Source organism: Streptomyces sp. PTY087I2 (genome assembly GCF_001687325.1).
Lineage (GTDB): Bacteria > Actinomycetota > Actinomycetes > Streptomycetales > Streptomycetaceae > Streptomyces.
The window spans coordinates 1-18,969 of sequence record NZ_LZRD01000043.1; the positions used below are offsets into that span (position 1 = coordinate 1).

At 75.4% G+C, this 18,969-nt stretch carries 15 protein-coding genes; 11 read left to right on the forward strand and 4 right to left on the reverse strand.

Features of this window, described 5'->3' with window-relative positions:
* The 4 genes from A3Q37_RS32020 to A3Q37_RS32035 all read left to right on the forward strand — a co-directional run.
* On the forward strand, positions 1-482 hold a 482-nt coding region (locus A3Q37_RS32020), incomplete at its 5' end, for a lanthionine synthetase LanC family protein (protein ID WP_304364746.1).
* A 123-nt stretch (positions 483-605) separates the two neighbouring features.
* Positions 606-803, forward strand: a complete 198-nt coding sequence (locus tag A3Q37_RS32025; protein WP_065490088.1) for a hypothetical protein — start codon at positions 606-608, stop codon at positions 801-803.
* 79 nt (positions 804-882) lie between these two features.
* Positions 883-3,822 carry a LuxR family transcriptional regulator gene (locus tag A3Q37_RS32030; protein ID WP_065490091.1) on the forward strand — a complete coding sequence of 980 codons (2,940 nt, stop codon included), beginning with the start codon at positions 883-885 and terminating at the stop codon, positions 3,820-3,822.
* 229 nt (positions 3,823-4,051) lie between these two features.
* On the forward strand, positions 4,052-6,040 hold the full coding sequence (locus A3Q37_RS32035) for a BTAD domain-containing putative transcriptional regulator (RefSeq protein WP_065490093.1): 1,989 nt from the start codon (positions 4,052-4,054) through the stop codon (positions 6,038-6,040).
* Here the strand turns inward: A3Q37_RS32035 and lanKC are convergent.
* The 4 genes from lanKC to A3Q37_RS37415 form a co-directional block, all read right to left on the reverse strand.
* On the reverse strand, positions 6,027-8,696 hold the full coding sequence (gene lanKC, locus A3Q37_RS32040) for a class III lanthionine synthetase LanKC (protein ID WP_065490095.1): 2,670 nt from the start codon (positions 8,694-8,696) through the stop codon (positions 6,027-6,029). The two genes, A3Q37_RS32035 and lanKC, sit on opposite strands and share 14 nt — an antisense overlap.
* A 12-nt stretch (positions 8,697-8,708) precedes the next feature.
* Positions 8,709-10,103, reverse strand: coding sequence for an MFS transporter (locus A3Q37_RS32045; protein WP_065490098.1), 1,395 nt, complete (start codon positions 10,101-10,103; stop codon positions 8,709-8,711).
* Positions 10,104-10,277: 174 nt separating this feature from the next.
* On the reverse strand, positions 10,278-10,436 hold the full coding sequence (locus tag A3Q37_RS37410) for a hypothetical protein (RefSeq protein WP_165891054.1): 159 nt from the start codon (positions 10,434-10,436) through the stop codon (positions 10,278-10,280).
* Positions 10,437-10,516: 80 nt separating this feature from the next.
* Complete coding sequence (locus A3Q37_RS37415) at positions 10,517-10,678, reverse strand: hypothetical protein (RefSeq protein ID WP_164873496.1); 162 nt, start codon at positions 10,676-10,678, stop codon at positions 10,517-10,519.
* A gap of 323 nt (positions 10,679-11,001) precedes the next feature.
* On the opposite strand from A3Q37_RS37415, the gene A3Q37_RS32050 reads away from it, so the two are divergent.
* The 7 genes from A3Q37_RS32050 (at position 11,002) to A3Q37_RS32080 (ending at position 18,945) form a co-directional block, all read left to right on the forward strand.
* The gene (locus A3Q37_RS32050) at positions 11,002-12,177 is read left to right on the forward strand and encodes a radical SAM protein (RefSeq protein ID WP_065490101.1); all 1,176 of its coding nucleotides are present in this window, start codon (positions 11,002-11,004) and stop codon (positions 12,175-12,177) included.
* The gene (locus A3Q37_RS32055; RefSeq protein ID WP_065490103.1) at positions 12,174-12,899 is read left to right on the forward strand and encodes an iron-containing redox enzyme family protein; all 726 of its coding nucleotides are present in this window, start codon (positions 12,174-12,176) and stop codon (positions 12,897-12,899) included. Before A3Q37_RS32050 ends, A3Q37_RS32055 begins: the two co-directional genes overlap by 4 nt.
* Positions 12,896-13,114, forward strand: coding sequence for an aroma-sacti cluster domain-containing protein (locus A3Q37_RS32060; protein ID WP_065490106.1), 219 nt, complete (start codon positions 12,896-12,898; stop codon positions 13,112-13,114). The genes A3Q37_RS32055 and A3Q37_RS32060 overlap by 4 nt, the downstream gene beginning before the upstream one ends.
* Positions 13,115-13,250: 136 nt before the next feature.
* Positions 13,251-16,529: an adenylate/guanylate cyclase domain-containing protein gene (locus A3Q37_RS32065; protein WP_065490109.1), complete on the forward strand. Its 3,279-nt coding sequence runs from the start codon at positions 13,251-13,253 to the stop codon at positions 16,527-16,529.
* A gap of 162 nt (positions 16,530-16,691) precedes the next feature.
* Positions 16,692-17,507, forward strand: a complete 816-nt coding sequence (locus tag A3Q37_RS32070) for a S8 family serine peptidase (RefSeq protein WP_255312010.1) — start codon at positions 16,692-16,694, stop codon at positions 17,505-17,507.
* Positions 17,491-18,114 (forward strand): GAF domain-containing protein, encoded by a 624-nt coding sequence (locus A3Q37_RS32075; RefSeq protein ID WP_065490113.1) that lies wholly within the window; start codon positions 17,491-17,493, stop codon positions 18,112-18,114. Before A3Q37_RS32070 ends, A3Q37_RS32075 begins: the two co-directional genes overlap by 17 nt.
* A 42-nt stretch (positions 18,115-18,156) precedes the next feature.
* Positions 18,157-18,945, forward strand: coding sequence for a sugar phosphate isomerase/epimerase (locus A3Q37_RS32080; protein ID WP_065490115.1), 789 nt, complete (start codon positions 18,157-18,159; stop codon positions 18,943-18,945).
* The last annotated feature ends 24 nt before the right edge of the window (positions 18,946-18,969 follow it).

Consider the following 18,969-nt stretch of genomic DNA (forward strand, 5'->3'; position numbering starts at 1 on the left):
GCCACCGGAGCGCCGGACTGCACGCCCTGCGCCGGGCGACCGCGCTGACGGACGCCGCGCCGGCCCCCGGGCCCGCCTGGTGCGACGGCGCGGCCGGGGTCGCGCTGGCGATCGCGGACAGCCCCGCCGCACGGGAGGACCCGGAGCTGTCCGGCTGGCTGACGGCGCGCTCCGGCGAGCTGGCGGGCATCGGTCCGCTCGCCGACGACAGCCTGTGCCACGGGGAGGCCGGGCTGCTCGAACTCCTCGGCCACAGCGACCTGCCCGCCCTCCTGCCCGGCGTACGGGCCGCGTGGGTGCGCCGGGCCGGGACGCTGCTGGCCTCGGCGGACCGGGCGGGACCGCAGTGCGGGACGCCCGGTGGCGTACCGCATCCGGGGCTGCTCACCGGGCTCTCGGGCATCGGGCACGGGCTGCTGCGGGCGGGGTTCCCCGACCGGATCGGCTCCGCCCTGCTCCTGCGCCCCTCCCGCGCCCCCTGAACCGCACCCACAACCCAGGAAACCCAGAACCCACATCCCAGATCCCAGAACCAGATCCCAGAACCGATCACGCATCACGCGTCACGCATCACCCATCACCGATCAGCAGAGGATGAGGCAGAGATGAAGCAGTTCGGCGAATCGGCCCTGAAGGCGTCCGGCGACATCGCTCACGAGGGCACCCCGGAGCACCCGGCCGGGCAGATCTCCCTCGGGTCCACCGGAGGACTCGGTGCGCGCAGCAGACTCCTCAGCGCCTCGGAGGGCGAGAGCGGCTACAGCCACGACCTCCCCTGGACCACCATGACCTCCCCGTGGTGACCACATCCGGCCAACTCGGCGGCAATTGAGTCGAATTGGCCCGCTGCCGTGGGAGTTGTCGCTCCAGTAATCTGCGGCCATGCGAGCCACTTCGCCGGTCATCGTCGGGCGGGACGAGGAGATCGGACTGCTGAGCAGCGCCCTGGACGCCGTACAACGGCGTTCGGGGCGCGCGCTGTTCCTCCTCGGGGAAGCCGGGATCGGAAAGTCCCGGCTGGTGGGCGAGTGCGCCTACCGGGCCTACGGGCTCGGCATGCCCGTGCTGCGCGGCCGGGCCACCTCGACCGGGCTCGTCGTGCCGTTCCGGCCGCTCGCCGAGGCGCTGGCGTCCCGGTTCCGGGCGGCCGGCACCCCGACCGATCCGGAGCTCGCGCCCTACCATCCGGCGCTGGCCCGGCTGGTCCCGGAGTGGCGCAGGGCCGGTTCGCCCGGGTATCCGGAGACGGTCGTGGAGCTGGCCGAGGCGCTGCTGCGGCTGCTGTCCGTGCTGGGCAGGGAGGCGGGCTGCGCGATCCTGCTGGAGGATCTGCACGACTGCGACACGGAGACCGTCGCGGTCGTCGAGTACGTCATCGACAACCTCGCCGATCTCCCCATCCTGTTCCTGGGCACCCTGCGCCCCGAGCCGGGCGCCGCGCTGGATCTCGTACGCTCGGCGGAGCGCCGGCACGTAGCCACCGTAAGGGAGTTGGGGCCGCTCCGGGACGAGCAGGTGCGGGCGCTGACGGGCGCGTGTCTGGAGGCGGGGCCGCAGGAGATACCGGAGGCGGTGCACCGGCGGCTGGCCGAGCGCGCCGCGGGCAACCCGTATCTGCTGGAGGTGCTGCTGGCGGACCTCCTGGACACCGGCCGGCTCCGGCGGACGGACGGCGCCTGGGAGGCGGTCGAGCAGCCCGGCGGGTCCATCCCCTCGGACATCGTGCGCAGTTGGGCCCGCAGGCTGGAGCGGCTCGACGAGCCGGTACGGGATCTCTTACTGGCGTCGGCCACGCTGGGCAGCCAGTTCTCGGTGACCGTGCTCCAGACCGTCACCGGCTTCGAGGACCGGGCGCTGTTCACTCATCTGCGGTCCGCGGTGGAGGCCGGGGTCATCGCCCCGGACGGCGCGGCCCCCGACCGCTACACCTTCCGGCACTCGCTCACCGCCGAGGCCCTGATCTCCTCGCTCGTCCCGGCCGAGCGCGCCTCCCTGGCCCGCCGTGCCGCCGCCGCCATCGAGCACTCCGGGGAGCCGCTGGACGAGGACGGGCGGCAGCTCGTGGCCTCGCTGCGACTGGCGGCGGGCGACCGGGCCGGGGCGGCCCGCCAGTTCGCGGAGGCCGGAAGACGGATGCTCGCTTCGGGGGCGCACGGCTCCGCCGTGGTGCTGCTGGAGCGGGCGCACCCCCTGGCCGCCGAGGCCGACCGGGCCGCCGTCGCCGAGTCGTTGGCGGTCGCCCGGGCCGAGGGCGGCGATCTGGACGGCGCGCTGGAGCTGGCGGACGCACTGCCGCCCGTACCGGCGCGTTCCGAAGCCGCGGCCCGGCGCGGACAGTTCCACATCGACCTCGCCTGGGCGGCGGTCATGGCGGAGCGCACCGCCGAGGCCGCGCTCCAGGTCGAAGCGGCCCGGATGCTCCTGGGCCCGACGCCGCCCCCGGGCCGCCGGGCCGCGCTCGTGGTCGTCGACGGCTATCTGGCGCTGCTCCCCGGGTCGCCCGGTCTCCCCGGGAACGGGCGGCCGCACCGGGATCCGGTGGAGACCGAGCGGGCCGTCCAGAAGGCCGCCGAGACGGCCGAGGCCGAGGGGCTGCCCGTGGTGGCCTGCCAGGCCTGGCAGTTGCTGGCGCTGCTGCGGCGCGAGGAAGGGTTCGACGCGGCGGACGCCGCGCTGGAGCGGATGCTGTCGATCTCCGCCGAACACGCCCTGCCCGTCTGGCGGGTCGAGGCGCTGGTGCGGCTGGGCGCGAATGCCTTCATGCGGACCGGGGACGCCTCCCGGCTGCTCTCCGCCCGGGCGGCGGCCACCGATCTGGGCGCGCTGCTGCTGACCCGTACGGTCGACGGACTGCTCGCGATGAACGCGGTGCTGTGCGCCCGGTGGGAGGAGGCGCAGGAGATCATCGACCGCTCGGCCGAGGCCAGTGCCCGCGTCGGCGATCTGTCCGCCCACCGCTATCTGCTGCTGGCCGGGGCGACGATGGCCGCGCACCGGGGGCGGCGGCGGGACATGGACCGCGCGCTGGCCGCGTTCCGGCGGGCCGGGGGTGAGCAGTCGCTGCTGGTGCCGCTGCGGTCGGGGCTCTGCCGGGCGTTCGGGGCGCTGCTGGAGGAGGACCGGGAGCGGGCGGCGGCGGGCCTGGACGAGGCGCTGGCCTGGGAGTCGGACCATCCGAGCTACTACTACCTGAGCGGGCGGTACGGGCTGCGCCCGCTGCTGCGGGTCCTGGCGGGGCAGGCGGACCGGACGGAGCTGGAGGAGGCGCGGACGGCTCCCGGGGGCTGCCTCGCCTGGAACCGGCAGTTCCTGGACCTGGCCGACGCGGTGCTGCTGGGCCGGAAGGGCGACCCGGCCGGGGCCGCCCGGCTGATGGCGTCCTTCGCGCAGCGCTCCGCCCCCTTCCCGGTCGCCCACCACCTGGGGCTGCGGCTGGTCGCGGACGCGGCCCGGGAGGACGGGTGGGGCGAGCCGGTGGCGTGGCTGCGGACCGCCGAGGAGTTCTTCTACGGGGCCGGGGTGCAGCCGGTCTCCGCCGCGTGCCGGGCGGCGCTGCGGCAGGCCGGGGCGAGTGTGGGCCAGCACCGGGGCGGCTGGGACCGGATCCCGTCGCCGCTGCGGACCAGCGGGGTGACGCCGCGCGAGTACGAGGTGTTCGTGCTGCTGCCCGAGCGGCCCGGGAACCAGCAGATCGCCCGCCGGCTGTCGATCTCGCCCCGCACGGTGGAGAAGCACATGGCCAGCCTGCTGAACAAGACCGGCCGCGCGGACCGGGCGGCGCTGTGCGAGTTCGCCGCCGAGTGCGCGGCCGAGCCGGCCTGAGCGGCGAGGAGCCAGGAGCGAGCGGCGAGGGGCAGGGCGTACCTACCGCGCGTAGTGGCGACCCGTTATGGGGGCCGGGGCGGGCAACATGGGGGTGCCGGGCGGTTTCGGTCGGGTGCGGGGGCGGAAAATGCGGGCGGGGCCCCGATGTGCGGGGGTCCGGGCGGCAGCAGGATCGGGCATGCGTACGGTCCAGTCCGCCGCCCGTCCCCCTCCCGGAGGCCCGCTGATGACCCGACCTCCCGTCCGTACCGGTGCCCCCGGTGCCGCCGGTGCCGTGCACTTCTCGCTGCTCGGCCCGTTGACCGCCCGGCGGGACGGCCGTGAGCTGCCGCTCGGCCCGCGCAAGCAGCGTCTGGTCCTCGCCACCCTGCTGGCCCGGCCCAACACCCCCGTACCGGTTGATGTGTTGACCGACGCGGTATGGCCGGACGATCCGCCGCGCACGGCCCGCAAGAACCTCCAGGTGTACGTCAGCGCCGCCCGCGCCCTGTTGGGCCCGGCCGGGGACGGCGGCGCGGACCGGGTGGTGCACGGTTGCGGGGGCTATCTCCTGCGCATCGCCGAGGGCGAGCTGGACACCCTGCGCTTCGGGTCGCTGGCCCGCGCCGGGCGGGCGGCGGCCGAGCGGGGCGATCTGCCCGGCGCGGCCCGGCTGTTGCGCCAGGCGCTCGACCTGTGGGAGGGGCCGCCGCTGAACGATCTGCGGGACTCGGCAGGGGTGGCCGAGGAGGCGGACCGGCTTGAGGCCCGATGTCTGACGGTGTACGAGGACTGGGCGGAGGCCGAGATCGAGTTGGGCCGGGCCGCCGTGGCGGTGGACGGGCTGCGGGATCTGGTGGAGCGCCATCCGCTGCGGGAGCGGCTGCGGGCCGCCTGGATGAACTCCCTGCACCAGTCCGGCCGGCAGGCCGAGGCGCTGGCGGTGTACGACGACTACCGGCAGCTGATGGCACGGGAGTTGGGGCTTGAGCCGAGTCCGGCGATGGCGGCGCTGTACCGCTCGATGCTCGGCCGGGGGCGTGAGGCGCGGCGGCCCGCCACGCCCCGGGAGCCGTCGAGCCCGGTGGCGCTGCCCGCCGGTACCGGGGCGTTCACCGGCCGCCGGGAGGAGCTGCGGGACCTGCTCGACGTCCTGGGCGGCGGCGAGGAGCGCGTGGTGGTCGTCTCGGGACCGGGCGGGGCGGGCAAGTCGGCCCTGGCGGTCCGGGCGGCGCAGCTGCTCGCCGACCCGTTCCCCGACGGCCGCGTCCACGTCCGGGTGCGGCGGGAGGACGGCACGGCACGCGGCCGGGCGGAGATCCTGGCGGAGCTGGGGCGGTGGTGCGGGGTGGCGGAGGCGCACGCCGAGGCCCCGGGGACGGCGGCAGGCACTGACGTCCCGGCCTCGGTGGCAGGCGCTGACGTCCCCGCGTCGGCCGACGCCCCCACGGCCCCCGCGTCGGCCGGGGCCCTCGCGGTCCTCGCGGAGGCCTGGCAGGAGTGGCAGGCCCGGCACCGGGCGCTGGTGGTCCTGGACGACGTCCCGGACGAGGCGTCCGTACGGGGGCTGCTTCCCCGGTCGGGGTCGTGCTCCGTACTGGTCACCGCCCGGGGGCAGTTGCCCGGTCTCGCCCCGGTGCACCGGATCGCGCTGCCCGCGCTGGCGGACGGCGAGGCGCTGGAGCTGCTGGGGAAGCTCATCGGGGCCGGGCGGCTGCGGACGGACCCGGCGGCGGCGCTGCGGATCGTCCGGGCCTGCGGTGGGCTGCCGCTGGCCGTGGAGGTGAGCGGGATGCGGCTGGCGGTGCTGCGGCATCTGCCGCTGGCGGAGTACGCGGACCGGCTCGGCGATCCGTCGGCGGCGCTGGACGAACTGGTCGCCGGGGACGTCTCCGTACGGCACCGGATCGCGTCCGGCTGGCGGGATCTGGCGGACGGCGACCGGTGGGCGCTGGGGCGGCTGGCCGGGCTCGCCGATGACGGGTGCTTCACCCTGGACCGGGCCACGGTGGCGCTGGGCTGCGGGGAGCGGGCGGCGATCCGCGCCGTGGAGTCGCTGATCGACGCCGGTGCGGTGACCTCCCCGGCGGGTGAGGTCACCGCCCATGCGGCGCTGTACGAAGTGCCGCGTCTGCTCTGCCTGTTCGCGCGGGAGCAGGAAGCGATGCGGGAGCAGGAGGCGGATGCGGCGGGCGACCGGGTCGGTGCGCCCGCCGCCGCCCTCAGCCCAGGGTGAGCAGCTTCAGCAGATCGTGCGGCCGGTGGCCGTCGCGCCTGGGGCCATGTCCCTCCGGGGCGACGGCCTCGTCGGTGTCCGCCCCCGCCAGGAAGTGCAGCGCCAGCAGCAGTCCGGCCGCCCCGGTGGCCAGGTCGGCGGAGCAGCGCCGCAGCCGGGCCCCGGGCACCAGCAGCCGGTCCCCGTCGGCGACCACGTGCCAGGACAGGTTGCGTACGGAGGCCAGGACCTCGGGCCCGGCCGGGCCGTCGTCCTCCAACTGCCGTGCGGTGGCGACGAGTCCGGCGCGTCCGGTGAACAGCCCCGGCTCGCGCACGAACTCGTTGCCGCAGCCCTTGCGCACCCCGGGCAGCAGACCGGCGAGCGCGGGCGCTTCCTGCCGGGCCAGATAGGCGCGGGCGACGAGCGCGAAGCCGCCGCTGCCCTGGTCGAGGTAGAGGAGGTGGCGGCGGCCGTCCTTGACCTGGACCGTGCCGTCGTCCATCGCGACGCAGTGGCCGGAGTCCCGGTACAGGGCGGTGCGGGCGGCGCGCAGCAGCCACTCCTCGCCGGTGAGGGCGTGCAGTTCGAGGTGGAGCAGCGCGGCCCCGCTGAGCCCGCGCAGCAGTCCGGCCGACGGCGGAGCCTCGGGCCCGCCCGCCACCGTCTCGCCCCGCACCAGGCAGTCGAGGTCCCAGGCGGTGCGCAGAGCGGTGTCCACCAGCTCCGGGTCCGGGGCGCCGGGTCCGGCCGCGGCCAGGCGGACGGCGGCCAGGGCGGTGCCCGCGCGCCCGGTCAGCAGGTCGGCCGACGGAGACGGGTGGGCGGCCTCGACGGCCCGGGCGAACAGCTCGCGCCCCTCGTCCGGACGGCCGAGCAGCGCCAGCGTCACCGCTGTGCCCGGCAGCCCGTCGTAGAGGCCGCCCGGGGCCGCAGGGTCGCGGCGGCGGGCGGCCTCCGCGAGCCAGTCGGTCCAGTCGGCCGGGACCGGGGCCCCGACGCGGTGGAGGGCGTAGAGGACCCCGGCGGCCCCGTGCGCCAGATCCGTACCGCCGGTGGCGAAGCCCTTGGGGTCGCCGGGGAAGAGCCGGTCGCGGCGCTCGGGCGTCGCGCCCGCGTGGATACCCGCGATCAGCCGGGTGCGCAGTTCGGCCCAGTCGGGCCTGGGCCCGCCGAGGAGGGCGGCGATCTCGCCTTCCCGGTCGGCGGAGATCCCGCTCTCCCGGCCGGCGGCGATCTCGCCCTTCCGGTCGGCGGCGCGCTCCGCCGCCCGCAGCAGGGCGGGGCGGGCCGGTCCGGCGTCGGGCGCGAGACCGTAGCGCTCCCGGGCCCAGGACTCCAGGGACAGTGCCTTGGCCCGGTCGTGGGAGGCCATCTCGGTCAACGGCATCAGCATGGTGAGCCAGGTGGCCCACAGGGCGTACGCGTCGGCCTCCGCGCCCGGGGTGCCGGGCGGGGCCTGGAGCCCGGGCGCACCGGCCAACGGGGTCTTCTCGTCGTCGAGTTCGGTGGCGTACTCGAAGTCGACGAGGGCGAGCCGGCCGTCGGGCCGCAGGATGATGTTGGACGGGTGCAGATCGCCGAAGCGCAGCCCCCGGCCGTGGATCTCCCGCAGCGCGTCGGCGAGTTGGCCGGTCACGTGGTCCACCCAGGCGGTGTACGGGGCGAGTTCGTCGGCGGTACGGGCTCCGCGTACCAGCGCGAAGCGGGCCACGATCTCGTCGAGCAGCGTGGGCCCCTCGACGTACTCCGTCATCAGGAACCGGTGCTCCCACACGGTCCGTACGCCGTACACCTCCGGTACGCAGTCGAGCCCGGCGAGCGCCGTGAGGGCCCGGTGCTCGCGCTCCAGCCGGGTCACGGCGTCGTCGCCCACCGCGTCGAGCCCGCAGTGCGGACGGGCCTCGCGCAGCACGACCCGGTGGCCGGTCTCCCGGTGCCGGGCGAGGTAGATGCCGCCCGCGTTGGAGAACTGGAGTGCCTCGGTGACGAGGTACGGGAAGGAGTCGTCGCGGGCGGCGGCGCGGGCGGCGAGGTGGGGACGCAGCAGCTCGGGCACCTTCACCCAGGCGGGCGTCCGGAACACCACGCCCCGTTCGTCGGGCACGAGTTGACCTGAGGGGTGGCGCAGGGCGGGCACCCGGTCGCCCCGGGCGTCGTGGCACCAGCGGTCGACGAAGGAGCCGTACCGTACGTAGACGGGGGCGTCGCCGATACGCAGATCGCTCAGGATGTACGGGCCCCGGCGGCCGGAGAGGGCCGTGGTCAGCTCGTCGAGCAGGCGGGTCAGGGCCGTCTCGTCCGGCGGGTAGAGGGTGAGGAACTTCCCCGCGCTGCCCCGGGACATGTACTTCCCCGACATCAGCAGCAACGCCTGCTCGCTGCGGAGGAACTTGAACGGGACCCGGTGCCGGAGGCAGATCCCGGCGGTCTCGCGGAGGGTGCGGGCGGCCTCGTCGGGGACGGTCGACACATGGATCTTCCAGCCCTGTTCGGCCGGTTCGCCGTCCTCGGGCAGCAGCGAGGTCCACAGCCCGCCGGCCACGCGCCGCCAGCCGGTGGGCGGTTCGGCCGTGTCGAGGGGGTAGCGGGTCTCCTGGTCGGGCAGCCGGGCCGGGGTGTCGTAGTACCGGCGGTCGGCGAGGCAGTACAGCTGGGTCTCCTGGATGCCGGGCACGGCAATACCTCCTCAGAGTGCGCCGGGACCGGCGGCGTCGGGAACGGGTCGGGCGGGGGCCTCGCGCGGGCCGTCGGGGACGGGGCGGACTGTGGCCTCGCACGGCCCGGGCCCGGTGGCGTCGGGGACGGCCCGGGCCGCGGGCTCGCGCGGGTCGGAGGCGTCGGCATCGTCGTCCGGGGCGGCGGTGGGGCTCGCGGGCGGCGGTACGGCCCCGGACCGTACGGACGGGGCGAGCGTCATGACCGCCGCCGAAACGGCCAGCACCGCGCCGACCACGCCGAAGGCGTTGCGCGGGCCGAGCGCGGTCAGCAGCGCACCGCCCGCGAGCGGGCCGAACGGCTGGACGATCGACGACAGGAAGGAGGCCGCGCTCTGCACCCGGCCGACCCGGTCCTCGGGGGTGACGACCAGCAGCGTCGACAGGAACCCGATGCTGGCGACCGTCGACAGGCCCATGCACACCGCGCAGAGCAGCCCCGCCACCAGCGGGCTGCTGAGCCAGGCCAGCACCCCGGCCGTCAGCACACAGCTCCAGCAGGTGACGACCAGGAGGGCCCGGACATGGCGGTCGGGCGAGAGCCGGGGCGCGAGCAGCGCGCCGACGAGAGCGCCCGCCGAGACGCAGGTGATGACGAAGCCGCCGCCGAGCCCGGAGCGGCCGCCCTCGGAGAAGACGGCGAGAGCGGTGAAGGTGAGGGCGCCGAACGCGAAGTTCATGCCGAGACCGAAGACCAGCAACACCGTACGGAGGTACGGCAGTTGCCAGAGGAAGCCGAGTCCTGCGGTGAGCTCGTCGCGGCTGAAGACGGACCCGGCCTTCTTGTGGGCGGCCGATCGCGTACGTACGAGGGCCACGCAGACGGTCGACAGGAACAGGCCGATGAACTGGGCGGTGAAGGGCAGTGCCTCGTGGATACCGAAGAGCGCGCCGCCGACGAGCGGGCCGACCAGCCGGACCGTGGCGGTACGCGCCTGGAGCCGGGCGGTCGCCGTACCCATCTGGTCCGGCGGCACGACCGCGCGCAGCAGACCGAACGCGGCGGGGGCGTAGACGCTGTTCAGGACGGCTCCGGCGGTGGCGACCAGCAGGACGAGCACCATGGGGGCGTGGCCGTTCCACACGGCGACGGTCAGGGCGGTGACCGCGAGCAGGCTCCCCGCGTCGCACAGCCGCATCAGCCGGCGGCGTTCGACCCGGTCGGCCATGACGCCGCCGGGCAGCATCGTGATCAGCACGGCGCAGATGGAGACGGTCCCCACGGTGCCGGCCTGCACGGCGGAGCCGGTCTCCTTGAGGATGAGCAAGGGCAGCGCGAGGGCGCTCATCTGGCTGCCCAGAACGGCGAACAGGCCGCTCATCCAGAGCAGCCGGAAGTCCCGGTTGGAGCGGAGGGGCGTGGCCATCGGCAGGCTCCCGGAGATCGGCGTACGGACGTGGGACGAGGGACAAGCGCGGCGGGGCGGCTCCCGCTGTCCGCGGAGCCGCCCCGTACCGCCTGTCCGCCGGCCGGGCGCCGCGGGGGCGAGGTCTCGGCCTCGTCCCGCCGCGGCGCACGGCCCGGTGGTTCAGCGCTGAGTTCAGCGCTGCGACTCGACGACGCTCAGCACGCTGATGCAGTTGCCGTCGGTCGTGTCGCCGCCCTGGACGGACGTCTCCTGGAGGTCCAGGACGGAGTGCGCCTCGACCTCGGGGGTCTCGTTGGTCTCGTCGCCGGCCGGCTTCGTGTTCTCGGACATGGTGATCTCCATCCACTGGATAGGCGGAATGCTCTGTGCGGAACGCGGTGTGACGGAAACGCGGTGTGCGGCGGGTGAGATCAGTTCTCGACGACGCTGAGCACGCTGATGCAGTTGCCGGGCGGCGCGATGATGTCGCGGTCGGCGTTGACGGACGTCTCCTGGAGGTCCAGCACGGAGTGCGCCTCGACCTCGGGGGTCTCGTTGGTCTCGTCGCCGGCCGGCTTCGTGTTCTCGGACATGGTGGTCTCCATCCACTCGTCACTGCGGGGCCGGAACGCCCGGAAGAATTCCTCCGGTCGTCCGGTGCGGCGGGCCGGTGCCTGCCGTTGCCGAGAAAGCTAGGAAGCGGGGCCTGGCGATCGCTTCGCCGCCGGTATGGCAGCGGTATTGCCCCCAGCTCGCGGCGGTACGGGCACGCCCGGCGGGCCCGGCCGCCACCTCGGGAACCCGCTCCGACCTGGGCCCATACCGCTGCCGAAGCGCTTCCGGACCGTCCTCGAACCGGTGGCCCACAGCCTGGGTACGCGCCCGACGCGCCCCGGCCCCGAAGGAGGCGGCCCGCATGGAACTCGCCGAACTCGTCGCACGGCGGCCCTTTCCCGCCGCAGGTCTGCTGCTCGGCCTCACCCGGCGCTGCCCGCTGAGCTGCGCGCACTGCTCGACCGGGTCGGACCTGTTCACCCGCCAGGAGCCGGACGCCGGTCAACTGGAGCGTTTCGTCGGCTCGTTCACCGAGGAGAACCGGCCGGACGTGGTGATGCTCACCGGCGGGGAGCCGCTGCTCCTGCCCGCGCTCGCCGAGCGGCTGAGCACCCTGGCGCGGGCGGCCGGATCCCGTACGGCGCTGCTGAGCGGCATGTTCTTCGCCCGGGGCGGGGCTCTTCCGGGCGGCCGGAGCGGGGCCCTTCCTGGCAGGCGGCGCAGATCGATTCCGCCCGCAGTCCTGCGCGCGATCCGCTCCGTCGACCACTTCTCCGCCTCTCTCGACGAACACCACGAGCGCGAGGTGTCGCGGGCCGACGTCTTCCGCGCCCTGCATCTGGTCCGGGAGGAGGGGGTGGCCGTGAGCCTCCACCTCACCGGGACCGGCGGCGCGGACCCGTATCTCGCCGATCTGACGCGGGCGGTGGAGAAGGAGTTCGGCGGCCAAGTGCCCTGCCTGGTCAACGAGGTGCGGCCGTTCGGCCGGGCCGCTTCCTGGGCACGGGCGGCCCGCACCGGGCCTGATCCCGCCGCGGCGTCCCCGTGCTCGATGGCCGCCTGGCCAGTGGTCGCCTTCGACGGCCGGGTGCTGGCCTGCTGCAACCAGGACACCGTGGACCGCCGGCCCGTACCGGCCCATCTGGACCTCGGCCATATCGCGGAGGACGACTGGGGAACCGTACGCCAACGGGCCCTGGAATCCCCGGTGCTGCGCATGCTCCGCACGGTCGGGCCGGCACATCTGGCCGCCCGGTACGGTTCCGGCCCCCGGCCCGGCTCCTACTGCGACGGCTGCCGGGCGCTCGGCGGTGACGAGGCGGTGGCGGCCGGGGCGCGGGCGGTGGCGGGTGGTGCGGCCGGGGCGCTGCTGGATCTCACGGCCGCGATGCGCGGCTCCCGGGAGGGGGCGCAGGGCATCGTGCGCCGCCACGGCTGCGCGGCGTACGCGCCGTTGGTCGTCGCGGGCGGGCCGGCCCTGCCGGGAACCGACGACCGGGACATCCGATGGACGACCGACGACCGGAGCATCCGATGAGCACCGGGGCCTCCGCCCGGCTGCGGACCAAACTCCTTTTGCTGGAACCGGAGTTCCGTGGCGCGACCCACCACATGTGGCGCGCCGATGGGCTGTTGCCGCGCTACCGGACGTATCTGTGCACGATGCACGCCGTCATCCGGGCCTCCGTCCCGCTGATGGAGCTGGCCCTCGACCGCCTCCGCCCCCGGGCCGCTTCCGGTGATCCGCTCGCGGCACCGCTCGCCGCGTATCTGGCGGAGCACATCCGGGAGGAGGAGGGCCACGACGCCTGGCTGCTGGAGGACCTCCGGGCGGCGGGCGGCACGCCCGAGGACGCGCTCGGACCGCTGCCCTCCCCGCTGGTCGCCTCGCTCGTCGGGTCCCAGTACTACTGGATCGAGCACCACCACCCGGTCGCCCTGCTCGGCTACATCGCCGTACTGGAGGGCTACGCGCCCGCCCCCGGCCTGACCGACCGCATCGCCCGGCGCACCGGGCTGCCCGCCGCCGCCCTGCGGACCGTACGGGAGCACGCGGTGCTCGACACGGAGCACCTGGACGAGCTGTACGCGCTGCTGGACCGGCTGCCGCTCGGCCGGGACCGGGAAGCGGCCGTGGCGGTCAGCGCCCTGCACTCCCTCGACGCGCTCACCCGGCTGTTCGTCCGGCTCGGGCGCTCCGCGCCGGCGCCGTCGCCGCGGGGAGCCGGACCTGTCTCACCGATGGGAGTCACACCATGACCGGATCACCCGCGAACGGCGAACGGCCGCCGCTGCCCGACGCGTTGTACGAGGCGGGCTTCCCCGTCGATCTGCTCACCGAGGAGCAGCGTGAGGTGCTGAGCGGGCTGACGCCGGAGGAACTGGCGCTGCTGCTCGATGTGAAGAGCCGGCTGGACGCCGTGGGGCCGGAGGTCCAGGCGCACGGGGAGATCGCCGGGGGCGCGCTGTTCTGACCCCGGCCCGACCCCGGCCCGCCCCCGTTTCGACCGGTCGGCGGTACGGACGCGGCGGCGGCGATCGCGGCCGCCGCCGGGTCCGTACCCGCCCGACATCCCGGAGAGATCGTCATCCCGGAGAGAAGGACCCGCCATGAACTGCCTCTCGTGCCAGCAGGATCTGCCGCCGACGGCCCGGTTCTGCTCGTCCTGCGGGACGCCGTGCGCGACCGCCGCGGCTGCCGCTCCCGCCGCTGTCACCGCGGCCGGACCGGCCGCCGCCGCTCCCCCGCCCGGTGACGAACGCAAGCCGGTGACCGTGCTGTTCTGCGATCTCGTGGGGTCGACCGCGCTGTCCGGTGTGCTCGATCCGGAGACGCTGCGCACGGTGACCCTGCGGTACTTCGAGGCGATGAGCGCGGAGATCGTGGCGCGGGGCGGCACCCCGGAGAAGTTCATCGGGGACGCGGTGATGGCGGTGTTCGGCGTCCCGGTGGTCCGGGACGACGACGCCCGGCGGGCGCTGGCGGCGGCGCTCGGGATGCGCCGGGCGCTGGCCCAGCTGAACGAGGAGCTGGACGCCGCCCTCGGCATCGAGCTGGCGATCCGGATCGGCGTCAACACCGGTCAGGTGGTGGCGGGTTCGGACCGTTCGGCCCGGCAGGCGCTGGTCTCCGGGGAGACCGTCAACATCGCCGCCCGGCTGGAGCAGAACGCGGGCCGGGGCGAGATCCTGATCGGCCCCGGGACGCTCCTCGCCGCCGGTCCGACGGTGACCGCCGAGCCCACCGGGCCGCTGCGGCTGAAGGGCAAACGGGACAGCGTCGAGGCGCACCGGCTGCTCGCGCTGGGCGCGGACGACCCCGAGCTGCTGCGCCGCTTCGACGTCCCGTTCGTCGGACGCGACGCCGAACGGCGGTCACTGGACGCCGCGTTGGAGCGGGCGGTGCGCGGGGGCGCGGCGGGACTGCTGCGGGTCACCGGGGAGGCGGGGATCGGAAAGACCCGGCTGGTACGGGAGTGGCTGGCGGGGCGGTCGGCGTCCGGCGGGCTCGCGTACGGGGCGGGGCGGTGCCGGAGTTACGGGGACCACGGCACCCTCGCACCGCTGGCCGACGCGGTGCGCTCGCTGCTGGCCGCGACGGGCCCCTCGCAAGGTGCGCGGGAGACTGCCGACGGGCTGGCGGTCGACGACGCGATGGCTCTGCTGTCCGGGGGCCTGCTGCGGGACGGTACGCCGAACGCGCCCTTCGAGGACATGTGCGCGGCGCTGACGACGGTCCTGGAACGGGCGGCCCGCGTCCGGCCCGTCGTCCTGGTGCTGGACGACTGGCACGCGGCGGCCCCGCTGCTGGTCCGCACGGCGCACCGGCTGACGGACGGCTCGGGGTGCGCGGGCGTGTTGGTGCTCTGCGCGGGGCGACCGGACGGGCCGGACGACGAACCACCCGTCGGTGCGGGGGCGTTGCTCCAGCTCACGGGGTTGCCGTACGAGGAGGCGGCCCGGCTCGCGGCCGTTCTCGCGGGTCCGGACGGTGGGCGGCGCTCGGGGGACGACCGGTCCCTGGCAGGGGACGCGTCCGACCGGATCGGCGACGACAGCCCGCCCCGCAACGACACCCCGCCCGGCACCGACCGGCTCCTGGCGCGGGCCGGGGGCAATCCGCTCTACCTGGAACAGCTCCTGGTCGGCGACCGGGCGGACACAGGGGCCGGGACGGCGGCCGACGAGGAGCTGCCGCCCACGCTCCAGGCGCTGCTGGGCGCGCGGATCGGTGCGCTGGCCCGGGCGGAGCGCGATGTGGTGGACCTGGCCGCCGTGATCGGCCGGGAGTTCACCGCACCGGAACTGGTCCGGCTCCAGCTGTCCGTACGGGCCGCGGAGGGCCACGGGGTCACATCGCAACGGCATTTGGTGGACGAGGCGTTGGAGGCGTTGGGCCGCCGCCGGCTGGTCGAGTCGGGCCCCCAGAGAGACCGGGCGGCCGAGGCGGCGTACCGGTTCAGCAGCGGGCTCGTGCACGAAGTCGCGTACGCCTCGCTGTCCAAGCGGGCCAAGGCCGAACGGCACGCCTGGGCCGCCGAGTTGCCCAGTGTGCTGCGCAGCGGCGACGGTGCGGTGGGCGGCCATCTGGAGCGGGCCTACCGCTACCGCGCCGAGCTGGGCCTGCTGGACGACCGGGCCCGGCGGCTGCGCGACCGGGCCGCCGCCGCGCTGGGCCGGGCCGGGGCGCAGGCCGCCGCCCGGTCCGACCTGCACTGGGCGCACGGACTGCTGGAGCGGGCGGTGGAGCTGAGCCCCGGCGACCCGGCGGCGACGCGGCGGCTCGGCGAGGTGCGGGTGGCGCTCGGCCGCGCCGCCGAGGGGGCCGAACTGCTGTACCAGGTACGGGACATGGCGGCCGATCCGGTGGAGGCCGCGCACGCCCGCCTGGCGCTCGCGGTGCTGGACCCGGGCGGCCCCGGACCCGGCCCCGCCGCCGTGGCCCGTACCGTGCTCCCGGTGTTCGAGGCGGCCGGGGACTCGGTCGGCCGGGCGCGCGCTCATCTGCGGCTCGCCCAGCAGTTCCAGCGGTCCGGGCGGCACGAGGAGGCGGAGCGGGACCAGGCGCGGGCCCTGGAGCACGCGGTGCTGGCCGGTGCGGAGCCGGAACGGGCCGGGGCGCTCGGTGCGATCGGCATCTCCCTGTGGCGCGGGCCGGTCCCGGTGCCCGCCGCGGTGATCCGCTGCCGGACGCTGCTGGCGGCGCACGGCGCGGGCCGCCCCACGGTCCGGGTCACGCTCAACTGCCCCCTGGCCGTGCTGTACGCGCTCCAGGACGCGGCCGAGGACGCGTACGGCTGCCTGGCCGAGGCGGAGCGGCTGGCCGGGAAGCTGGGGTTCGCCGAGGCGGAGGTGTTCCTGCCGATGTTCCGGGCGACGGTGGAGGCGCTGTCCGGCCGGAGCGCCGCCGCGCTGGACCTGCTCGGCCGGGCGGACGCGGCGGCCCGGCGCACGGGGGCAGCGGGGATGCGGACGGCCGTGGCGCTGGACGCGGCCCGCCTGGAGCTGGACGAGGGCCGGGAGGACCGGGCGGCGGAGCGGCTGGCGGGCATCGGCGACGCTTCGGGGCTGAGCCGGTCGGACGCGGTGGACCTGGCGGGGCTGCGGGCCCGGCTGACGGCACGGGACCGGCCCGGGGATGCGGCCGCGTACGCGGAGCAGGCGGTGCGGGCGTCGCTGCTCACCGACTCCCCGCTGGTGCAGGCGACGGCCGAGCTGGACCGGGCGCACACGCTCGCCGCCCTGGGCCGGCATCCGGAGGCCGAGGCGTCGGCCCGGGCGGCCGGGGCGCACTTCACGGGCAAGGGGCATCTGCCGGGGGTGCGCCGGGTCTCCGGGTTCCTCGCGCGCCCGCCCCTGCCGATGGCCACGACGAGGGAGAGGAGCTGACCGATGACGACCACGGAACCGGCACGAGCACCGGCACAGACGCAGGCACCGGGACCGGCACGGACACAGGCACAGGCGGAATCGGTGCGGACCCGGGCGCGTACGGCCCCGGGGCAGGGGCTGACCTGGAGTCTGCGCGGGCGCGGCCCCGACGACGTACCGGTGCTGGCGGACGCCGGGCCGCCGCTGGGCCGCCCGGCCGGGCCCGCCACCGGGCGCGGGGTCCGCGTGTGCGTCGTGGACTCGGGCGTGGAGCGCGACCATCCGCTGGTCGGCCCGTTGGCCGCGTCCTGGGTGGTCGTCAAGGACGGGGAGAGCGGCGGGATCACCGTCGAGCCGACCACGACCGGCGACACCTGCGGCCACGGCACCGCGTGCGCGGGCATCATCCGCCGGACCGCCCCGGAGTGCGAGATCCACAGTGTGCGGGTGCTCGGCGAGCGGTTCTCCGGCACCGGCGACATCCTGATGGCCGGGCTGCGCTGGGCGGTGGAGCAACGGTTCGACGTGGTCAACCTCAGCCTGTCGACGACCCGTACCCGGTTCGCGCAGGAGCTGCACAGCCTGGCGGACAGCGCCTACTTCGCCCGTACGGTGATCGTCGCCTCGGCGCACAACACCCCGGTGGAGAGCTTCCCGTGGCGGTTCGCCTCCGTGATCTCGGTGGGCAGCCACCAGGAGGACGACCCCGAACTGCACCTGTACAACCCGGACCCGCCGGTGGAGTTCTTCGGACCGGGCCAGAACGTGACCGTGCCCTGGCTGGGCGGCCGGACGATCCGCACCACGGGGAACAGCTTCGCCACGCCGTACGTCGCCGGGCTCTGCGCCCGCGTGCTGTCCGCGCATCCGCGGATGACGGCCTTCCAGCTCAAGAACGCCCTTTATCTGTCCGCGGCCAACGTGCGCCACGCGCCGCGTCCTTCGTCCCCTCCGGCAGGAGATACAGGAGATACCCGTGATGACTCCGAGAACTGATTCCGCCGCCGTCTTCTCCTCCTCCACAACCGCCACGGTCGCCGACGCGCCGCGCAGCGAGCTGCTCCAGTCGGTCGTCGACGTGGCCCGCGCCATCTTCGGGGCCGAGGCCAGTTCGGTGTTCCTGCTCGACGAGGAGGCGGACGAGCTGGTCTTCCAGGCCGTGTCCGGGCAGGGCGAGGAGTTCCTCGTGGGCCGCAGGTTCCCGGCCGGGCGCGGGATCGCCGGGTGGGTGGCGACCTCCGGCGAGCCGATGGTGGTCGACGACCTGAGCTCAGATCCGTCCTTCGACCGTTCGCTGGCGGAGTCGACGGCGTACGTACCGAACGCGCTGATGGCGGCCCCGCTCATCAGCGACGCCCGGGTCCTGGGCGTCCTGGAGGTACTGGACCCGTCCCCGCAGGCCCGGTCGGGGGTACGGGAGCTGGATCTGCTCGCGATGTTCGCCCGGCAGGCCGCCGCCGCCCTGCGGGTGATCACCCCGGAGCGGGTACGGGAGGCCGAGGAGCGCACGGTCCTCGCCGGGCACACGCTGGCGGGCGCGCAACGCGAGGACGCGCTGAGACTGCTGGGTAGCCTGGAGCGACTGCTGCGGGGCGCCGGCTGAGGCGGCCCCGGTACGGGGACGCGCGAGGAAAGGACCCGCACGATGAAGCTCGCTTTCTCCACCCTCGGGGTGCCGGGGACGCCGGTCGCCGAGGTCGTCCGGCTCGCCGCCGCGAACGGCTACCAGGGGGTGGAGCTGCGCGTCCATCCGGAGGAGCCCGTGCACCTGGGGCTCTCGTCGCTGGAACGGGCCGACGTGGTCGAGGCGTTCAAGGCGGGCGGGGTGGAGATCCTGACCCTCGCCGGGTACGTCCAGGTGGCCGCCGAGGGGGACGACGAGCCGGTCCTCGCGGAGCTGACCGAGCTGGTGAAGCTCGCCCGGGACCTGGGCGCGTCCTCTGTCCGGGTCTTCCCCGGCGGCGGCGACCAGGAGCGGGCGGAGGCCGACGCGACGGCCGCCCGGCGGCTCGGTGCGGCGGCCCCGGCAGCCGCCGACATGGGCGTGAGCATCCTGCTGGAGACCCATGACTCGCACCGCGCGGGCCTCGACGTCGCCCGGGTCGTCGCCACGGTCGGGCACCCCCGGATCGGCGCGATCTGGGACGTCCTGCACACCTGGCTCGCCGGTGAGGAGCCGGCGGCCGGCCGGGCTGTCCTCGCCCCGCACCTGGGCTACGTCCAGGTGAAGGACGTGGCGTCGGCGGACGACCTCACTCCGCTGCCGCTGGGCTCCGGGGTGCTGCCGCTGGCGGAGTGCCTGGACGGGTCGGGTCCGGATTCGTGGGTGTGCTGGGAGTACGAGAAGCGCTGGCACCCGGGGGCGGCGGAGCTGCCGGATCTGCTGGCCGCCGGACGCGAGTATCTGCTGCGGCTGGGAGCCCCGAAGCAGTAGCGGAACTCAGAAGCGCGGCGGCCC

Excerpts from the sequence above, each read along its gene's own strand:
- A3Q37_RS32025 (WP_065490088.1), top strand. The coding sequence starts at position 606 with ATGAAGCAGTTCGGCGAATCGGCCCTGAAGGCGTCCGGCGACATCGCT.
- A3Q37_RS37410 (WP_165891054.1), bottom strand. The coding sequence starts at position 10,436 with ATGTCCGAGAACACGAAGCCGGCCGGCGACGAGACCAACGAGACCCCC.
- A3Q37_RS32045 (WP_065490098.1), bottom strand. The coding sequence starts at position 10,103 with ATGGCCACGCCCCTCCGCTCCAACCGGGACTTCCGGCTGCTCTGGATG.
- A3Q37_RS32060 (WP_065490106.1), top strand. The coding sequence starts at position 12,896 with ATGACCGGATCACCCGCGAACGGCGAACGGCCGCCGCTGCCCGACGCG.
- A3Q37_RS32035 (WP_065490093.1), top strand. The coding sequence starts at position 4,052 with ATGACCCGACCTCCCGTCCGTACCGGTGCCCCCGGTGCCGCCGGTGCC.
- A3Q37_RS32075 (WP_065490113.1), top strand. The coding sequence starts at position 17,491 with ATGACTCCGAGAACTGATTCCGCCGCCGTCTTCTCCTCCTCCACAACC.
- A3Q37_RS32050 (WP_065490101.1), top strand. The coding sequence starts at position 11,002 with ATGGAACTCGCCGAACTCGTCGCACGGCGGCCCTTTCCCGCCGCAGGT.
- A3Q37_RS32080 (WP_065490115.1), top strand. The coding sequence starts at position 18,157 with ATGAAGCTCGCTTTCTCCACCCTCGGGGTGCCGGGGACGCCGGTCGCC.
- A3Q37_RS32030 (WP_065490091.1), top strand. The coding sequence starts at position 883 with ATGCGAGCCACTTCGCCGGTCATCGTCGGGCGGGACGAGGAGATCGGA.
- A3Q37_RS37415 (WP_164873496.1), bottom strand. The coding sequence starts at position 10,678 with ATGTCCGAGAACACGAAGCCGGCCGGCGACGAGACCAACGAGACCCCC.
- A3Q37_RS32065 (WP_065490109.1), top strand. The coding sequence starts at position 13,251 with ATGAACTGCCTCTCGTGCCAGCAGGATCTGCCGCCGACGGCCCGGTTC.
- A3Q37_RS32055 (WP_065490103.1), top strand. The coding sequence starts at position 12,174 with ATGAGCACCGGGGCCTCCGCCCGGCTGCGGACCAAACTCCTTTTGCTG.